The organism is Corynebacterium lujinxingii, from assembly GCF_014490555.1.
Taxonomy (GTDB): domain Bacteria; phylum Actinomycetota; class Actinomycetes; order Mycobacteriales; family Mycobacteriaceae; genus Corynebacterium; species Corynebacterium lujinxingii.
In genome coordinates this window covers 1,578,557-1,594,274 of sequence record NZ_CP061032.1, presented here as the reverse complement: position 1 = coordinate 1,594,274, position 15,718 = coordinate 1,578,557, and the positions used below count along the sequence as shown (strand labels likewise).

The window sequence follows — 15,718 nt, the reverse complement described above, 5'->3', positions numbered from 1 at the left end:
CATGCCTGATCTTTCCAGCCGCCCCGTCCGCATGGTGTTCACCTCCCGTGCGGGCGGGGTTTCGCATTCCCCGTACGACTCGTTCAACTTGGGGACACACGTCGGCGACGACGCGACCGACGTCGCTGCCAACCGTGAACGCCTCGCGGGCATTCTCGGCCTGCCGCCCGAACGCTTCGTGTGGATGGAGCAACTGCACACCAACACTGTCACCGTCGTCGACGGGCCCGCCGAGGGGCCGATCGAGGCGACCGACGCGATTGTGACCCGCGAAAAAGATCTCGCCCTGTGCGTGCTCGTCGCCGACTGCACCCCGGTGCTGCTATCCGACCACACCGCGGGTGTGATCGCCGCAGCCCACGCAGGCCGCATGGGGGCGCGCAACGGGATCGTGCGCCGCACCGTGGAGCAGATGGTTGCACTCGGTGCCGCGCCGGAGCGCATCCAGGTGCTGCTCGGTCCGGCCGCGGCGGGGGAGTCCTATGAGGTCCCGGAAGCCATGGCCGGAGACGTCGACAAGCACTTGCCCGGCTCGCGCACGAAAACGGCGAAGGGTACCCCGGGCCTGGACATCCGCGCAGGTCTGGTGCGTCAGCTGATGAGCCTTGGCGTGACCCACATCGACGCCGACCCCCGCGATACCATCACCGATCACGATTTCTTCTCCCACCGCCGCGACGGCGTCACCGGACGCCAAGCCGGCGTGATTTGGATGCCACATGCATAACCTCGACACCGTTACCCAGCAGATCCGCGACGCCGAGCGCAAAGCCGGCCGCACTGAAGGCAGCGTGAAACTGCTGCCCGTGACCAAGTTCCACCCCGTGGAGCGCATCATCGAACTCGCCGACGCAGGCATCGACCTCGTCGGCGAAAACCGCGAGCAGGAAGCCCGCGCCAAGGCCGAAGCGCTCGACGGCCGCTGTGGCATCGCCATGATCGGCCAGATCCAGTCCAAGAAAGCCAACGCCGTGGCGCGCTGGGCGGCCGAAGTGCACTCGCTCGACTCGGTGAAACTCACGCGCGGCCTCGACCGCGGCATGGCGCTCGCCCTCGAGCGCGGCGACCGCACCACTGACACCTTGCCGTGTCTGATCCAGCTTTCCGACGACGGCGACACCGCCCGCGGCGGCGCCACCTACGACGACGTGCCCGCCATCATCGAAGCGATCGGCGAATCCGAGCACCTGCGCCTCGACGGCTTCATGGTCGTGCCGCCCCTCGACGCCGACCCTGAAGCAGTGTTTATCCGCGCGCGCTCGCTTGTCGACGACACCTCCAACGCCCTCGGCCGCACCCTCATCTTGTCGGCCGGTATGAGCGGGGACTTCGAGACAGCAATCGCGTGCGGTTCCGATCTCGTGCGTGTCGGAACTGCGCTGCTCGGACCCCGCCCCGTAGGCTGACCATCACCGCAAATACACCCCAAGGAGCCCTAACTTATGTCCTTTTTCGGCAGCGCCAAAGAGTTCTTCGGCCTCGGCCCGATCGAGAACAACGAAGACGACGCGTACTTCGAGGATTCCCGTTACCCGGAGTCCGGCTCCAGCGCCTACGACCGCGCTGAGCGCCCGAGCCGCATCGAGCGCCCGGAGCGTGTCGAGCGCCGCGAGGTGCCGTCGTCACGCCCGAGCTACCGCGCCACTCCGCGCATCGTGAACGCCGCGCCGCGCACCTACAACGACGCCAAGGAAATCGGCGAGCCGTTCCGCGACGGCGACGCCGTAGTCATGGACCTCACCGACCTGGACACCGCCGACGCGAAGCGCATCGTCGACTTCGCCGCAGGCCTGTGCTTCGCGCTGCGTGGCAGCATGCACAACCTGTCCCGCGGCGAGGAGACCACCAAGCGCCTGTTCGCCATCGTCCCGGAGCACGCCAACACGGACAAGGAAGCGCTCAAGCGGTCTGCCGGCCTGAGGTAGGCAACCTGTAGGGTGTGAACGCGTGGCACTTTTCGGAGCAATTCTTTACGCCGTCATCGGCATCTACTCGCTGATCGTTGTTATTCGCATCATCATCGAGATGATTCAGGCGTTTTCGAAGCGGTTCGACCCGCCGCACTGGTTCATCATGGTGGCGGAACCCCTGTTCAAGCTCACCGACCCGCCAGTATTCGGGCTGCGCAAGCTCATCCCGCCGCTGCGCCTGAATGGGGGAGTGGGCCTAGACGTGAGCGTCATCGTGCTCTTCCTCGCCCTTTCGCTGCTGCAGATGATCGTCCGCGCGACGATGATCGTCCCCGCCTTGAACTAGCTTGTGCGACACACGGGCGAAACAGTTACAATTCACCATACAAAACGAGTGTGTTCCCGTAACGTGGGACGCACTCGTGGCCCGCAGACGCGGGTGCGCTACAACGATGAAGGGAACGCAAATGCCGTTGACGCCAGCTGACGTGCACAATGTCGCTTTCAGCAAACCTCCGATTGGCAAGCGGGGCTACAACGAGGACGAGGTCGACCAGTTCCTCGACCTCGTTGAGGACGCGCTTGCTCAGCTCCAGGACGAAAACGACGAGCTCCGCGCTCGCGTCGAGGAGCAGGGTGCTGGCGTCGCTGCACCGGCGGCTTCTTCCTCCTCTTCTACCGACGAGGCTGCGATCCGTCGCGAGGTCGAGCAGAAGGTCCGCGCCGACTACGAGGCGCAGCTGCGTTCCGCGAAGGAAGCCAAGGAGAAGGCTGAGGCTGAGGCGAAGTCCGCGAAGGACGATGCCGCCAAGGCCCGCAAGCAGGCTGAAGAGGCTCGTGCGCAGGCTGACAAGCGTCCGGCCGAGGGCGTGTCCAAGCCGGTCAACGCAGTCTCCCAGCCGGCTGAGCCGTCCCAGGATTCCCACCTGCAGGCCGCCAAGGTGCTCGGTCTCGCGCAGGAGATGGCCGACCGTCTCACCAGCGACGCACAGGCAGAGGCGACCTCTATGCTTGCCGACGCCCGCAGCGCCGCCGAGCGCGAAGTCGCCGAAGCTGAGGCGAAGTCGAAGAAGCAGCTGCAGGACGCGCAGTCGCGTTCCCAGTCCCAGCTGCAGGAGGCCGAGTCCCGCGCCAAGCAGCTGGTTGCCGACGCCCAGAAGAAGGCGGAGGAGACCACCAACGAGGCGAACTCCCGCGCCGAGGCTCAGATCCGCCAGGCGGAGGAGCAGGCCAACAAGCTCAAGGCCGACGCCGAGCGCAAGCACACCGAGATCATGAACACGGTGAAGCAGCAGCAGACCGCGCTGGAAAACCGCATCGCGGAGCTGCGCACCTTCGAACGCGAGTACCGCACTCGCCTGAAGACGCTGCTCGAGTCCCAGCTTGAGGAACTCGAGTCGCGCTCCACGACTGCACCGAACGAGAAGTAGCAGTCACCGCCCGGAAGTGTATGCTTCCGGGCATACCGCTTTGATCCGGCCATCACCGGGGAGCGTTTCCGGAAGAACGGCATTTGCTTACTAGACCCGGACGTTAACCAGGGAAGACGTCACTTCCTTCACCACAAACGAAGTGGGGGCTTTGCCCCAAGCAGGGTGGTACCGCGCACCACATGCGTCCCTGCATCGAGTGTGTGGAGGAGTCCTTATGGTTGGCAACGTCTACCCCAAGGTCGACATGACCGGAGGCAGCGACAAGTTCCCTGATATGGAGCGTGTCGTCCTCGATTACTGGAACAGCGACGACACGTTCCAGGCGTCGCTCGAGCATCGCGAAGGCGCCGAAGAATACGTGTTCAATGACGGCCCGCCGTTTGCCAACGGCCTGCCGCACTACGGGCACCTGTTGACCGGCTACGTGAAGGACATCGTGCCGCGTTACCGCACGATGACCGGCTACTACGTTCCGCGCGTGTTCGGTTGGGACTGCCACGGTCTGCCAGCCGAGCTTGAGGCGGAAAAGCAGCTCGGCATCACCGATAAGGCCCAGATCGAGGATATGGGTCTGGAGAAGTTCAACGAGTACTGCGCCAAGTCCGTCATGCACTACGCGGGCGAGTGGGAAGACTACGTCACCCGCCAGGCTCGCTGGGTGGATTTTGAAAACGGCTACAAGACCATGGATCCCGAGTACATGGAATCAGTCATGTGGGCGTTCAAGGAGCTCTACGACAAGGGCTTGATCTACCAGGGCTTCCGCGTACTCCCGTACTCCTGGGCCGAGCACACCCCGCTGTCGAACCAGGAGACGCGTCTCGACGACTCCTACCGCGACCGCCAGGATCCGACCGTTACCGTCACGATGCCGTTCACCGGCGCTCGTGCAGGTTTCGCGGCAGAGAAAACCTGGGCGGAGCACCCCGAGCTGCACGACGCCGCCGCGATCGCATGGACCACGACTCCGTGGACATTGCCGTCCAACCTGGCGCTCGCCGTGCATCCGGATGTTGAGTACTCGCTGGTGAAGCCGGGGGCTGATGGGGTCGTCGACAAGCAATTGCTCCTCGCGACGAACCTCCTCGGCGCCTACGCCAAGGAACTCGGCGAGTACGAGGTTGTTGCGACGTTTACCGGTGCGGAGCTGGAGGGCCTCGAGTACGAGCCGGTATTCGACTACTTCCGCGACCAGGAAAACGCGTTCATGATCCTGAATGCGGATTACGTGACCACCGAAGACGGCACCGGTGTCGTCCACCAGGCGCCCGCCTTCGGTGAGGACGATATGCTCACCTGTCAGGAGTACGGCATCGGCTTAGTCATCCCGGTCGACGCCGACGGCAAGTTCACCTCGCTCGTGCCCGAGTACGAGGGCAAGCTGGTGTTCGATGCCAACCGTGACATCATCCGCGACCTGCGCGCCAAGGGCCGCGTCGTGCGCGACCAAACCATCGTGCACTCCTACCCGCACTCGTGGCGCTCGGGCGAGCCGCTGATCTACATGGCGCTGCCGGCGTGGTTTGTGAAGGTCACCGACATCCGCGACCGCATGGTCGAGCTCAACCAGGAGATCGACTGGATCCCGTCGCACATCCGCGACGGTCAGTTTGGCAAGTGGCTCGAGGGCGCGCGCGATTGGAACATCTCGCGCACCCGCTACTGGGGCTCGCCTGTGCCGGCCTGGGTATCGGACAACCCGGAGTACCCGCGTGTCGACGTCTACGGCTCCCTCGAAGAACTCGAGCGCGACTTCGGTCGCCGTCCTGAGTCGCTGCACCGCCCGCACATCGACGACTTGGTTCGACCGAACCCGGACGACCCAACCGGCAAGTCGATGATGCGTCGCGTGCCCGACGTGCTGGACTGCTGGTTCGAGTCCGGCTCCATGCCGTTCGCGCAGTACCACTACCCGTTTGAAAACCGCGAGGAGTTTGAGACCCGCCAGCCGGCTGACTTCATCGTCGAGTACTCGGGGCAGTCTCGCGGCTGGTTCTACGTTCAGCACGTGCTTTCCACCGCGCTGTTCGACCGCGTGGCCTACAAGAAGGTCGTCGCCCACGGCATTGTGCTCGGCTCCGACGGTCAGAAGATGTCGAAATCCAAGGGCAACTACCCGAACGTGATGGAGGTCTTCGACCGCGATGGCTCCGACGCCATGCGCTGGTTCCTCATGTCCTCGCCAATTTTGCGCGGTGGCAACTTGATCGTCACCGAGCAGGGCATCCGCGAGGGCGTGCGCCAGGCTCTGCTGCCGCTGTGGAACGCGTACACGTTCCTGCAGTTGTACTCGTCTGAGGAAGCACAGTGGTCCGTCGATTCCGACAACGTGCTCGATCGCTACATCTTGGCGAAGACGCATGACCTGGTTGAGTCCGTCGGCCAGGCGCTCGACGACACCCGCATTGCAGACGCCTGCGACGAGATCCGCCGCTTCGCGGACACCTTGACCAACTGGTACGTGCGCCGCTCCCGTGACCGCTTCTGGGAGGGCCAGGAGGCGCACCCGGAGGCATTCAACACCCTGTACACCGTGCTTGAGGTGGTCACCCGCACCGTCGCACCGCTGCTGCCGTACATCTCCGAGGTGATCTGGCGTGGTCTCACCGGCGGCCGTTCCGCGCACTTGGCGGACTTCCCGAAGGCCGCCGACCTGCCCGCGGACGCCGACCTGGTGGCCGCCATGGACGCGACGCGTGCGGTGTGCTCGGCGGCGTCGTCGGTACGCAAGGCGAACAAGCTGCGCAACCGCCTGCCGCTGCCGAAGCTCACCGTGGCCCTGCCGAATGCGGATCTGCTCGAGCCGTTCCGCTCGACCATCCGTGACGAAGTCAACGTGAAGGACGTCGAGCTGACCTCGGATGTGGATTCAGCCGGCTCGTTCGAGGTCGTCGTCAACGCCAAGGTTGCTGGTCCGACGCTGGGCAAGGACGTCCAGCGCGCGATCCAGAACGTCAAGGCTGGCAACTACGAGCGTCGCGGCGACGACGTTGTCGTCGACGGCGATATCGTGCTCACCCCGGAGCTCTACACCGAGCGCCTCGTCGCCGAGAACCCGGAGAGCACCGCGCGTGTCGACGCCGACAGCACCGTCGGACTCGTCGTCCTCGACACCACAGTCACCGAGGAGCTCGAGGCTGAAGGCTGGGCCGCCGACGTGATCCGTGGCCTGCAGGACGCCCGCAAGCGCGAGGGCTTCGAGGTCTCCGACCGCATCGCAGTCGTGCTCGCGGTGCCGGGGGACAAGGAAGAGTGGGCTCGTCGTCACGCTGAGCACATCGCCGCCGAAACCTTGGCCACCTCCTTCGACGTCGTCACCAAGCCGGTCGAGGGTCACGACATCATCGATGGTGTGACCGCAAGCCTGCGCAAGAACTAATCGTTCGCACTATGCCGCTGCATAGTTCGCTATGCAGCGGCATAGCTTTGCCTTCGGCCGCGCGGTTCCGACTTGGGTTGTCTGGACTATGCAGCGGCATAGTATTCGAACGATATTGCGTGTGTTGATGTCCAATATAGTGGACATCGCAGGTAAAACCCTTGACATGTTTCGTTTGCGTTTTATACTCGAACAAAACATCGAACTCACCGAGGGGGAATTATGGCGGTATTGACGGCGGAGCATCCAGTCGACGAGCTGGTGCGCGACATTAAGGATTTACAGATGTTTTCCACCCGCTACCGCGCACAATTTCTCGACGCGGTGGGGCGTTTCGACGAAGCGCAGATGGCGGAAGCCTATGGGGAAAGTTCGACCACAAAATGGCTGGTCCGAGAACTGAACTTGGCTGGTTCGACGGCGTTTGAATACGTGCGGATGGGTCGCGGCTTGCGCCAGTTTCGCCAGCTCTTTTCGGCCTTCGAAGACGGGGACCTAGCCTATTCGACGGTGCGGTTTCTCCTGCGCTTTATGACGTTGGAAAACGAAGGCGACCTTGTCGCCCTGGCGAAGTCGATGTGTTTCTCCGAGCTGCAGCAAACCCTCGCAGGAGCGGGTGATGTCGGCCGTGAGCCTGACGATCCCTACGTCCGCACGCGCACCAGGGACGACGGCATGGTCGAGTTTCATGCTCTGCTGCCTGCGGTCACCGGGCAGGAGACGCTAGCTGCGCTGAAACTCGCGCAATTGTGCAACTACGGCATTCCGGATGATGCTGGGGATCTTGATCAGGACGACATCGACCGGCTTCTGGGCGAGGCGCTTGCCGACGAAGAAACCTGCCCGGCCGAACAGATCGCAGCGCCTGACACGAAGCTTTCTGTGGAGAAAATCCTCGGCATGACGTCGCGCTTCGGGCCACCGACGAAAGACGAGTTGTATCCCGCGTTTTTGGCGATGGTGAATATTGTGCGCTCCCAGCCGTTGGACTCGTTGCGCTGCCCGGGGGCGCAGGTCAACATCATGGTCACCGAGGATGGGCGGGCCTGGATGCCGGAGAACCCGTCGGCGCCGTCGGAGACGGTGAAGGGGTATGTGGCGAATGCAGTCGCCCGCCTGCACGTGCTGGACCGCAAGGGGTTGACGCTCAATGTGGGGCGCAAACAGCGGTTTGCCACAGACGGTCAGATCCAGGCACTGCTGGCTGTCTGGGGATATCAATGTGCGATGCCCGGATGCACCCACGAACGGTTCATTCAGATCCACCACATCGAGGAGTGGGAACACGGCGGAGCCACTGATCTGGCAAACCTGATTCCGCTGTGCTCGAGTTGCCACTCGAAAATCAATCACGGCACCGCGTACGTCGAGGCCGCGGGCTCGGACTTGTACTTCAAGTTCAGTGACGGTTCCCAGTACATTTCTCGAAACCGCTCTCTGCCGGTGCGAACTGCGAACTTCACCGGCCCAATGCGTCCGAGTATCCGCGTGGAGGGCGATTCGTTCTCCGATGACATCGTCGCGGACGTGAATTGGAGCTAGGCGGGTGCACTCGTGCACAGTGAGGGTATGAACCGCTGGGTGCTGCACATCGACATGGACGCTTTTTATGCGTCCTGTGAGCAGCTGACCAGGCCCACTCTCAAGGGGCGTCCGGTACTGGTGGCAGGGGTGACCGGCCGCGGAGTGGTGGCGGGGGCGAGCTATGAGGCCCGCAAGTACGGGGCCCGTTCCGCAATGCCAACGCACCGGGCGGCCCGGCTGGTGGGTCCGAAAGCGATTCTGGTTGCGCCGCGCCGTCCGGTGTATACGACAGCGTCGCGGAGAGTGTTCGAAGTCATCGGCAGGCACGTAGACGTGGTGGAGCAACTTTCCATCGATGAGGCGTTCATGGAGCCCGCTGAATTGGTCGGCGCTTCAGCAGATGAGGTGCGAAACTGGGCGAACCAGTTGCGCGCGGCGATCAAAGAAGAGACGGGGTTGCCGAGCTCGATTGGGGCGGGCCCGGGAAAGCAGTACGCGAAGATCGGCTCCGGGCGTGCCAAGCCGGACGGGGTGTTTGTTATCCCGCACGATGACCAACTTGAGATCTTGCATCCGATGCCGGTCAACGAGCTGTGGGGCGTGGGCCCGGTGACGGAGGCGAAGCTGTCGCAGGCTGGCATCGAGACGATTGGCGACCTGGCGGCGCTGAGCGAAAAAGAGCTTGACATCGCCATCGGCGGCGCGGTGGGCAAGCAATTGTGGTGGTTAGCCCGCGGGGTGGATGAGCGTCCGGTGGCGCCACGGGCGGTAGCGAAACAGATCTCGTCGGAACACACGTACCCCAACGATCTGACGCAGCCGCCGGAAGTGGACGCGGCGCTTGAGCGGGCGGCGGCGGAGTCGCACCGGCGTTTGTTGAAGGACGGCCGGGGTGCCCGGACCGTGACGGTGAAGTTGCGGATGGCGGATTTCCGCATCGAGTCTCGCTCGGCGACGCTGCCGTACGCCACAGATGACGCGGAGACGCTCCTGGCCACGGCGTTCCGGCTGGTGCGCTACCCGGACGAGGTCGGGCCGATCCGGCTGGTGGGCGTGTCGTATTCGGGCCTGGAGGACGCGTTGCAGGACGTGTTGTTTCCGGAGTTAGACCAGGAGATCGTCAAACCTGCGCCGGTGACCACCGATTATGAAACCGGGGTGAGCGACCACGCGGTGCCGGCCGGGTTCGAGATGGTCACGGAGAACACCGATGCGCCGGGCACGTGGCGGGCGACGCAGGACGTCTACCACCCGGAGTTCGGCCACGGCTGGGTCCAGGGGGCGGGAAAAGGTTGGGTGACGGTTCGGTTTGAAACTCGCTCGACGGGCCCGGGCCGGATCAAGAGTTTGCGTAGCGACGACCCCGCGCTCACGCCGGCCGACCCCGTCGATTCACTGGCGTGGGAGGACTGGTTGTCACAGCAATGATCGCGGATCGACGCCGGTAGACAACGCGGTGAGCAACGCGATGCGCGCCTGGCCAGCGCTGAGGTAGCCAGCGGGCAGGGCCCCGAGGTCGCCGAGGGTGGAGCCGCCGCCGGCGCCGCCGTAGGCGAACGAGACCTCGCCATAGGGCACCGACGTGGCGACGACGACGGGAACGCCGCGGCGCAGCATCGCGGCGAGCGCCTCACCCATCGCTTCGGAGACGTTGCCCGCGCCGAGCGCTTCGACGACCACCCCGTCGGGCGATTGCGTGGCGACGACACGCGCAAGGGCCCCATCGTCGCCTGGCCAGGCCCGCAGGATCGGCACGTTCAGCCCCGCCAACGGCGCAGCGGGCACCGGCATGGGACGCCGTAACGGCACAGGGACGCGGAACGCGTCGACGTCGGCGGTGTCCATCTTGCGCAAGCCCCGGGCAGGCAAGGTGTGGCCGCCGAAGTGCACGAACACACCCTCGCCGTGGCGGGTGCCGGCCGCCTCGATCGCGCCACGCAGGTTGGCGGGCCCGTCGGGATGCGCGTGGTCGGCGGGTCGCATTGCGCCGGTGAGGACGACGGGGCGGGGGTCGCGGTGGACCAGGTCGAGGGCGAGTGCGGTCTCGGCCATGGAGTCGGTGCCGTGGGTGATGACGATGCCGGCGAGGTGGTCGTCGTCAAGCAAAGTGCTCGTGAGCGAGCGAATGTGGTCCAGCTCGGCAAGTCCCAGCGACGAAGAGTCGAGGCTTGCGATATCGGTGGTGCGCACATCACGGGTGGTGCCGCTGCGGGCGACGAGATCGGCGGCGCTGAGGGTGGGCACGAGCGCGCCGGTGGCGTCGGCGGTGGAGGCGATGGTGCCCCCGGTTGAGACAACGAAGACGGTCATGCGCACCAGAGTGCCAGAAATGACGCATGGTGCAGTAACGTTGAGCGGGTCAATCAAGGTACGCAAGGAGAACACGTGAAAGCACAGCGATTTGCCGCGGCGCTTGCAGCGGCGGGCCTCGCACTGGGCCTGACCGCCTGCTCCGACGACGCCGCCGAGAACACCGACGAGTCGACCGCACCCGCCGAGCAGGCGAGCGCAACTGAGGCCGCGCCGGCGGCTGAGATGCCGACGGCGGACGAGCTCAACGCCGTCCTGCAGCGCGCTGCTGATCCGAACCTGCCGGCCGCGGAGCGCGCCAACACCGTCCAGGGCGGCGAGACGACGCCGGAGTTGTTCGACCTGATGTCGCAGTCCCAGCAGGAGTCCGGCGCGAACTTCCAGGTGGTCAACCCGGTGCTGCCGGGTTACACGGCCAACTCGGTGCTGGCGACGGTGAACTTCACCCGCCCTGACGCGGAGTCGCAGCTGGCTGAGGACGTGGAGTTCGTCTACGAGGACGGCAACTGGAAGATCTCCCAGTCTTGGGCGTGCTTCCTGGTCAGCAATACGCTGCCGCCGGAGCAGGTGCCGGAGATGTGCAACAGTGGTGCCCCGGCAGCCCCGGCCGAGCAAGCCCCGGCCGAGCAAGCCCCGGCCGAGCAGCCGCCGGCAGCGCCCGCGCTCTAATCGCCGTATTTCACAGCCCGCGTGACGTCTTGGATCACGCGGGTTGTTTGCTGCCCGCCGGAATACACCAGGCGGGTTGTCGCCTCGACTTCACCGGCGACCGGCAGCGGGCGAGCGAGATCGACGGTGAGGTGGCCCTCCGAGGTGGTGGAGGAGGATTCGACGTCGATTTCTTGCCCGTCGTCGAGGGTGAGCGACTGCTCGGTGGGGCGCTCCTCGACGTCGACTGCCAGATCGACGGTCTGGTCCGCTATGGACTCGACCGTGTAGGTAGTGGTGCGCACGGTGGAGTTGTCGCCGGCGACGCGGTTTTCCACCTTCCACACCCCGCCGGTGCCGATCGGCTCGGTGGGAAAGACCACGTTCTGGGTGACCAGGGCGAGCAAGGCCGGCTCGACCGTTTGCAGGCCGCGCTCTGGGGCCTCCGGCGGGGCGAGCAACTTTAAGGTGGAGAGGTTGCCGGAGTCGTCGCCACGCCAGCTCATGCGGAAACCCTCGGCGGCGGCGACATCCTGGCCGATGTCCAGGTTGGAGTGCTTGCCGGAACCGACGGTGAAGTCGATTCGTCGGGAGGCTTCTGCCTCGCTATCTTCGGGGGCGGGGGCCTCAGAAACAGCAATGTCGAGCGGCAGGGTGGTGATGTTGACGTCGCCGCCGCTCACGTCGTCGCCGACCTGCTGCGCGGTGCCAGACGACACGGCAATGGTGGTGGACCACGGCTCGTCGGCAATGTCGGCATAGGACAGCACGCGGGCGTCGTCGCCGGTTTCGACGACGGTGATTGCGGGCTCGTCGACAGGGAACGCGGGGATGCCGGCGACGGGATCGCCCTCGCTGGAGCACGCGGCGAGCGTGAGCGTGAGACCTACGGTTACGGCGGTGGAGGTAAAGCGGGACATCTTTAAGAACGTACCGCACGAAGACGCTAAGGTGGTTCGGCGATGGAGAAGGCAAGCAAACCCCGCTCGACACCCCGCTACCTCGGTGCCGTGGTCGCGGTCATGCTCGCTGTTGCGGCGCTGGACCAGGTGGTCAAGGCCGTCATGGTTTCCTGGCTCGAGCCGGGCGTGCCGCAGCCGGTGATCGGGGACTGGTTCCGCTTCTACCTGTTGTTCAACCCCGGCGCAGCGTTTTCCATGGGGCAGGACTCCACCTGGCTGTTTACCACCATCCAGCTCGTGTTTGTCCTCGGCGCGCTGTGGTTCGGCCCGCGCATGTCCACCCGGTGGGAGGCGCTCGGGCTGGCGCTTGTCGCCGGCGGCGCGCTGGGCAACCTGTGCGACCGCTTGTTCCGCCCGCCGGGCTTCTGGTTTGGGCACGTGGTGGATTACATCTCCGTGGGCGGTTTCGCGGTGTTCAATTTGGCGGATGCGGCGATTACGGTCGGTGTGGTGATCTTCGTCGTCGCCACGTTAATCGCCGAGCGGAAGGAGGCTGGACATGACGGGTAAATTCCGTGCGCTGCCGGTGCCGGAAGGGCTCGAGGGCATGCGTGTCGACGCCGCCATGTCGAAGCTCTTCGGCGTCTCCCGCTCCGTCGCCGCTGAAATCGCGGCCGCGGGCGACGTGCTTGTCGACGGCTCCGCGCCGCAAAAATCCGACCGTGTCCGCGCCGGCGCGATACTGGAGGTCACCCTCCCGGAGCCGAAGCAGGCGCCCCAGCCGGTCACCGAGCTGGTCGAGGGCCTGGAGATCCTGTACCGCGACGCCGACATCATCGCGGTGAACAAGCCCGTCGGTGTCGCCGCCCACCCCACACTCGGCTGGGAGGGGCCGGACGTGGTCGGTGGCCTGCAGGCAATGGGCGTTACGCTTCCCGACGCCGGCCCGCCGGAGCGCAAAGGCATCGTGCAGCGTCTCGACGTCGGCACGTCCGGCGTGATGATCGTCGCCGCAAGCGTGCCCGCGTACTCGGCGCTGAAGCGCGCGTTCAAGGGGCGCACCGTGGACAAGACCTACCACGCGCTGGTGCAGGGGCTGCCGGACCCGATCGTCGGTACGATCGATGCCCCCATCGGACGCCACCCGTCCGCGGGCTGGAAGTTCGCCGTCACCCAGGACGGCCGCCCGAGCGTGACCCACTACGAGGTCGCAGAAGCTTTTCGACGAGCCAGCCTGCTCAAAATCCACCTCGAAACCGGCCGCACCCACCAGATCCGGGTGCACATGTCCTCGATCGGGCATCCTTGCGTGGGCGATCCCATGTACGGCTCCGACCCGAACTTGGCGCGCGAACTCGGGCTGAAGCGGCAGTGGCTGCACGCCACCAGCCTGGGGTTCGTGCACCCGCGCACCGGCGAATACATGGAGGTCACCTCCGACTACCCGGAGGATCTCCGTGCGGCGCTGGATACTATTCGCTAGCGCTGCGCTGCTGCTGTTCTGGGGCGTGGGGCTGGCCAACCCTCCCGTGCCGCCGGTGCTGCAGGGCGACACGCTCGGCCCGGAAGACGGGGAGCGCGAGTACCTCGTGCGTGCGGAGGTATCGGTGGCGGCCGCGGAGGAGCCTGCATTTGCACTTGTGACGTTCCGCGAACCGTTGCCCGCGCGAGAGGCCGCCGATGCAGTGTCTGCGGCGCGCCGGGCGAGTGCCGTCCTCGCCGGGGCGCTGAATCCAGTGGGGGAGCCACCAGCGGGCGAGTCTCGCGACGCAATTTTTGCGCTGGCAACCGACGAGCCGATCGACGCCGTGGTGGTCTACGGCAGCGGCGAGGAGCTGCGTCAGGTGGCTCGTCGCCCGGAGGTTTGGGCTGTGGAGGCGCTGCCTTCCGACGCTGTGTGGGGCGCATTTACGCTCACCCGGAACGCGTTGGGTGGACGTGTATAGTTTTGCGGAGTTGCACGCCTTTGACGCGAGGAGAACTCTTGGCTTCCCAAACCTCACACTCCACCGGCCGACGCCGTCTCGCGCGCGCGAGTTTGGCAATCGTGACCTCTTCGGCGCTGCTGTTGAGCGCCTGCGGTTTCGGTGGTGGCGGCGAGGACGACGCCGCGGATGGCGGCCTGCAGCCCGGCGACTACACCGTCGCATCGGCTGAAGGTGTCACCGACAGCGTTGTCGTCACCGGCAAGATTGAGCCGGTGCGCCAGATCAACATCACCTCCGCGGTGCAATCCGAGGTGAAAAACGTTGCCGTGAAGGCCGGCGACCGCGTCAAGGCGGAGCAGTTCCTCGTCGCGATGGACACCGAACAGCTCGAGCGCCAGCTCGAAGTGCAGCAAAAACAGCAGGCGAATGCCCAGGCCGACGCGCAGGCGCAGGCTGAGCAGGCGCAGGCTCAGCTCGATGCCCTTCGCGCCAGCATCAACAACGGCACCCACCCGGGCATCCGTGCCGCCCAGGCACAGGTTGATCAGGCGCAGGCTGCATACAACGCCGTAGCGGGCGGTGCCGGCCCGCGCTTGGTCAACCGGGGGCTTGCCGCTGCGGAGCAGGTCGCCGGGAAGCTTTCCTCGCACGGTAACGCGACGGCGAAGCCGGGCGCGCCGAAGCCGCAGGCACCTGCGCCGATACCCGCACCCGCGCCAGGTGCGCCGGCACCGGGGTCGCAGGAAGCCGCAGTGGAGCAGTTGCTCGGCGGCGGTGGCGGTGGTGCCCCGGCCGCGAGCAAGGAAGAGGCGTACGCGGCGTTGCAGAACGCTCAGGCGGAACTCGAGGCTGCCCGCGCACAGGCGGCGCAGGAGCGCGACCAGCTCAAGGCGCAGGCCGAGGCGGCCTGGCGGCAGGCGGAGACGGCGCAGCTTGGCGACGGCGACGGCACCCTCGAATACCAAGTCCAGGAGGGCACCGTGTATTCGCCGATCGCCGGTTTGATCACCGATGTAGCCGTCCACGAGGGCGACATTCCGCAGGGCAAGCTGCTTACCGTCGCAGACGATTCCCGTTTGGTCATCCGCGCCGAAGTCCGCGAGTCCGACGTGCCGAACATTTCCACTGGCGACCGCGTGGAGTTCACCTCCACCGCCACCGGCAAAAAGAAGTACAAGGGCAAGGTCACCCGCATTGCCCCGGCCGCGAACGAGGACGGCGCGCCGTCGATGCCGGGGATGCAGGCAGGAGGAGGCGGTGGCTCGCAGGGCTCGTCCGAGGTGACGTTCCCGGTCGAGATCGAGATCACCGGCAACAAGGAGGGCCTGCTGCTCGGCGGCAGCGCCCGCGCCGAGATCGTCACCGCCGAGGCGAAGGACGCGCTCAACGTCCCGCTCGACGCTGTCTACGAGGACGGGGACGCGAAGAAGGTGCTTGTTTTGGCCACCGACGGCGACGAAGCGACCTCAGGCAAGGTTGAGGAGCGCACCGTGAAAACGGGTGCCTCCAACGACGTCGACATCGCCGTGACAGGCGGCGACCTGAAGGCCGGCGACATCGTGGTCAACTGGCCCGACGAGTACCGCGAGCGAATTGGCGAGACCGTGTCCATCAACGATCCGGGCTTCTCCGCGGACAAGGTGCGCGAAGCGCGCGATTCGGACGGCAAGAAGGAGCAGTAATT

At 65.6% G+C, this 15,718-nt stretch carries 15 protein-coding genes; 13 read left to right on the top strand and 2 right to left on the bottom strand.

The window, feature by feature from the left end:
* The first annotated feature begins 1 nt into the window (after position 1).
* The 8 genes from pgeF to IAU68_RS07895 all read left to right on the top strand — a co-directional run bounded on the left by pgeF (position 2) and on the right by IAU68_RS07895 (position 9,674).
* Positions 2-727 carry a peptidoglycan editing factor PgeF gene (gene pgeF, locus IAU68_RS07930; protein ID WP_231698996.1) on the top strand — a complete coding sequence of 242 codons (726 nt, stop codon included), beginning with the start codon at positions 2-4 and terminating at the stop codon, positions 725-727.
* The gene (locus IAU68_RS07925) at positions 720-1,406 is read left to right on the top strand and encodes a YggS family pyridoxal phosphate-dependent enzyme (RefSeq protein ID WP_171192769.1); all 687 of its coding nucleotides are present in this window, start codon (positions 720-722) and stop codon (positions 1,404-1,406) included. The genes pgeF and IAU68_RS07925 overlap by 8 nt, the downstream gene beginning before the upstream one ends.
* A 36-nt stretch (positions 1,407-1,442) precedes the next feature.
* The gene (locus tag IAU68_RS07920; RefSeq protein WP_171192768.1) at positions 1,443-1,925 is read left to right on the top strand and encodes a cell division protein SepF; all 483 of its coding nucleotides are present in this window, start codon (positions 1,443-1,445) and stop codon (positions 1,923-1,925) included.
* A gap of 22 nt (positions 1,926-1,947) precedes the next feature.
* Positions 1,948-2,256 (top strand): YggT family protein, encoded by a 309-nt coding sequence (locus IAU68_RS07915; protein WP_171192767.1) that lies wholly within the window; start codon positions 1,948-1,950, stop codon positions 2,254-2,256.
* A 121-nt stretch (positions 2,257-2,377) separates the two neighbouring features.
* The gene (locus tag IAU68_RS07910; protein WP_171193002.1) at positions 2,378-3,340 is read left to right on the top strand and encodes a DivIVA domain-containing protein; all 963 of its coding nucleotides are present in this window, start codon (positions 2,378-2,380) and stop codon (positions 3,338-3,340) included.
* A gap of 217 nt (positions 3,341-3,557) precedes the next feature.
* Positions 3,558-6,722, top strand: coding sequence for an isoleucine--tRNA ligase (ileS, locus tag IAU68_RS07905; RefSeq protein WP_171192766.1), 3,165 nt, complete (start codon positions 3,558-3,560; stop codon positions 6,720-6,722).
* Between the two features lie 222 nt (positions 6,723-6,944).
* Complete coding sequence (locus IAU68_RS07900; protein WP_171192765.1) at positions 6,945-8,264, top strand: HNH endonuclease signature motif containing protein; 1,320 nt, start codon at positions 6,945-6,947, stop codon at positions 8,262-8,264.
* Positions 8,265-8,291: 27 nt separating this feature from the next.
* Positions 8,292-9,674 carry a DNA polymerase IV gene (locus IAU68_RS07895; RefSeq protein WP_171193001.1) on the top strand — a complete coding sequence of 461 codons (1,383 nt, stop codon included), beginning with the start codon at positions 8,292-8,294 and terminating at the stop codon, positions 9,672-9,674.
* Here IAU68_RS07895 and IAU68_RS07890 read toward each other — a convergent pair.
* Positions 9,663-10,556, bottom strand: a complete 894-nt coding sequence (locus IAU68_RS07890; protein WP_171192764.1) for an asparaginase — start codon at positions 10,554-10,556, stop codon at positions 9,663-9,665. The genes IAU68_RS07895 and IAU68_RS07890 overlap by 12 nt on opposite strands.
* Positions 10,557-10,631: 75 nt before the next feature.
* Here IAU68_RS07890 and IAU68_RS07885 point away from each other — a divergent pair, with 75 nt between their 5' ends.
* Positions 10,632-11,225 (top strand): hypothetical protein, encoded by a 594-nt coding sequence (locus IAU68_RS07885; RefSeq protein ID WP_171192763.1) that lies wholly within the window; start codon positions 10,632-10,634, stop codon positions 11,223-11,225.
* On the opposite strand, the gene IAU68_RS07880 is transcribed toward IAU68_RS07885, so the two are convergent.
* On the bottom strand, positions 11,222-12,124 hold the full coding sequence (locus IAU68_RS07880) for an oxidoreductase (protein WP_171192762.1): 903 nt from the start codon (positions 12,122-12,124) through the stop codon (positions 11,222-11,224). The genes IAU68_RS07885 and IAU68_RS07880 overlap by 4 nt on opposite strands.
* Before the next feature lie 42 nt (positions 12,125-12,166).
* Here IAU68_RS07880 and lspA point away from each other — a divergent pair, with 42 nt between their 5' ends.
* From lspA to IAU68_RS07860, 4 genes are read left to right on the top strand one after another with little or no spacing between them, the layout of a single operon-like run.
* Entirely contained in the window at positions 12,167-12,676 is a 510-nt protein-coding gene (gene lspA, locus IAU68_RS07875; RefSeq protein ID WP_171192761.1) for a signal peptidase II, read from the top strand.
* The gene (locus IAU68_RS07870; RefSeq protein ID WP_171192760.1) at positions 12,666-13,589 is read left to right on the top strand and encodes an RluA family pseudouridine synthase; all 924 of its coding nucleotides are present in this window, start codon (positions 12,666-12,668) and stop codon (positions 13,587-13,589) included. Before lspA ends, IAU68_RS07870 begins: the two co-directional genes overlap by 11 nt.
* Positions 13,564-14,052 carry a hypothetical protein gene (locus IAU68_RS07865; RefSeq protein ID WP_171192759.1) on the top strand — a complete coding sequence of 163 codons (489 nt, stop codon included), beginning with the start codon at positions 13,564-13,566 and terminating at the stop codon, positions 14,050-14,052. Before IAU68_RS07870 ends, IAU68_RS07865 begins: the two co-directional genes overlap by 26 nt.
* A 38-nt stretch (positions 14,053-14,090) precedes the next feature.
* Positions 14,091-15,716 (top strand): efflux RND transporter periplasmic adaptor subunit, encoded by a 1,626-nt coding sequence (locus IAU68_RS07860; protein ID WP_171192758.1) that lies wholly within the window; start codon positions 14,091-14,093, stop codon positions 15,714-15,716.
* The last annotated feature ends 2 nt before the right edge of the window (positions 15,717-15,718 follow it).

Excerpts from the sequence above, each read along its gene's own strand:
- pgeF (WP_231698996.1), top strand. The coding sequence starts at position 2 with ATGCCTGATCTTTCCAGCCGCCCCGTCCGCATGGTGTTCACCTCCCGT.
- IAU68_RS07925 (WP_171192769.1), top strand. The coding sequence starts at position 720 with ATGCATAACCTCGACACCGTTACCCAGCAGATCCGCGACGCCGAGCGC.
- IAU68_RS07920 (WP_171192768.1), top strand. The coding sequence starts at position 1,443 with ATGTCCTTTTTCGGCAGCGCCAAAGAGTTCTTCGGCCTCGGCCCGATC.
- IAU68_RS07910 (WP_171193002.1), top strand. The coding sequence starts at position 2,378 with ATGCCGTTGACGCCAGCTGACGTGCACAATGTCGCTTTCAGCAAACCT.
- ileS (WP_171192766.1), top strand. The coding sequence starts at position 3,558 with ATGGTTGGCAACGTCTACCCCAAGGTCGACATGACCGGAGGCAGCGAC.
- IAU68_RS07900 (WP_171192765.1), top strand. The coding sequence starts at position 6,945 with ATGGCGGTATTGACGGCGGAGCATCCAGTCGACGAGCTGGTGCGCGAC.
- IAU68_RS07895 (WP_171193001.1), top strand. The coding sequence starts at position 8,292 with ATGAACCGCTGGGTGCTGCACATCGACATGGACGCTTTTTATGCGTCC.
- IAU68_RS07890 (WP_171192764.1), bottom strand. The coding sequence starts at position 10,556 with ATGACCGTCTTCGTTGTCTCAACCGGGGGCACCATCGCCTCCACCGCC.
- IAU68_RS07880 (WP_171192762.1), bottom strand. The coding sequence starts at position 12,124 with ATGTCCCGCTTTACCTCCACCGCCGTAACCGTAGGTCTCACGCTCACG.
- lspA (WP_171192761.1), top strand. The coding sequence starts at position 12,167 with ATGGAGAAGGCAAGCAAACCCCGCTCGACACCCCGCTACCTCGGTGCC.
- IAU68_RS07870 (WP_171192760.1), top strand. The coding sequence starts at position 12,666 with ATGACGGGTAAATTCCGTGCGCTGCCGGTGCCGGAAGGGCTCGAGGGC.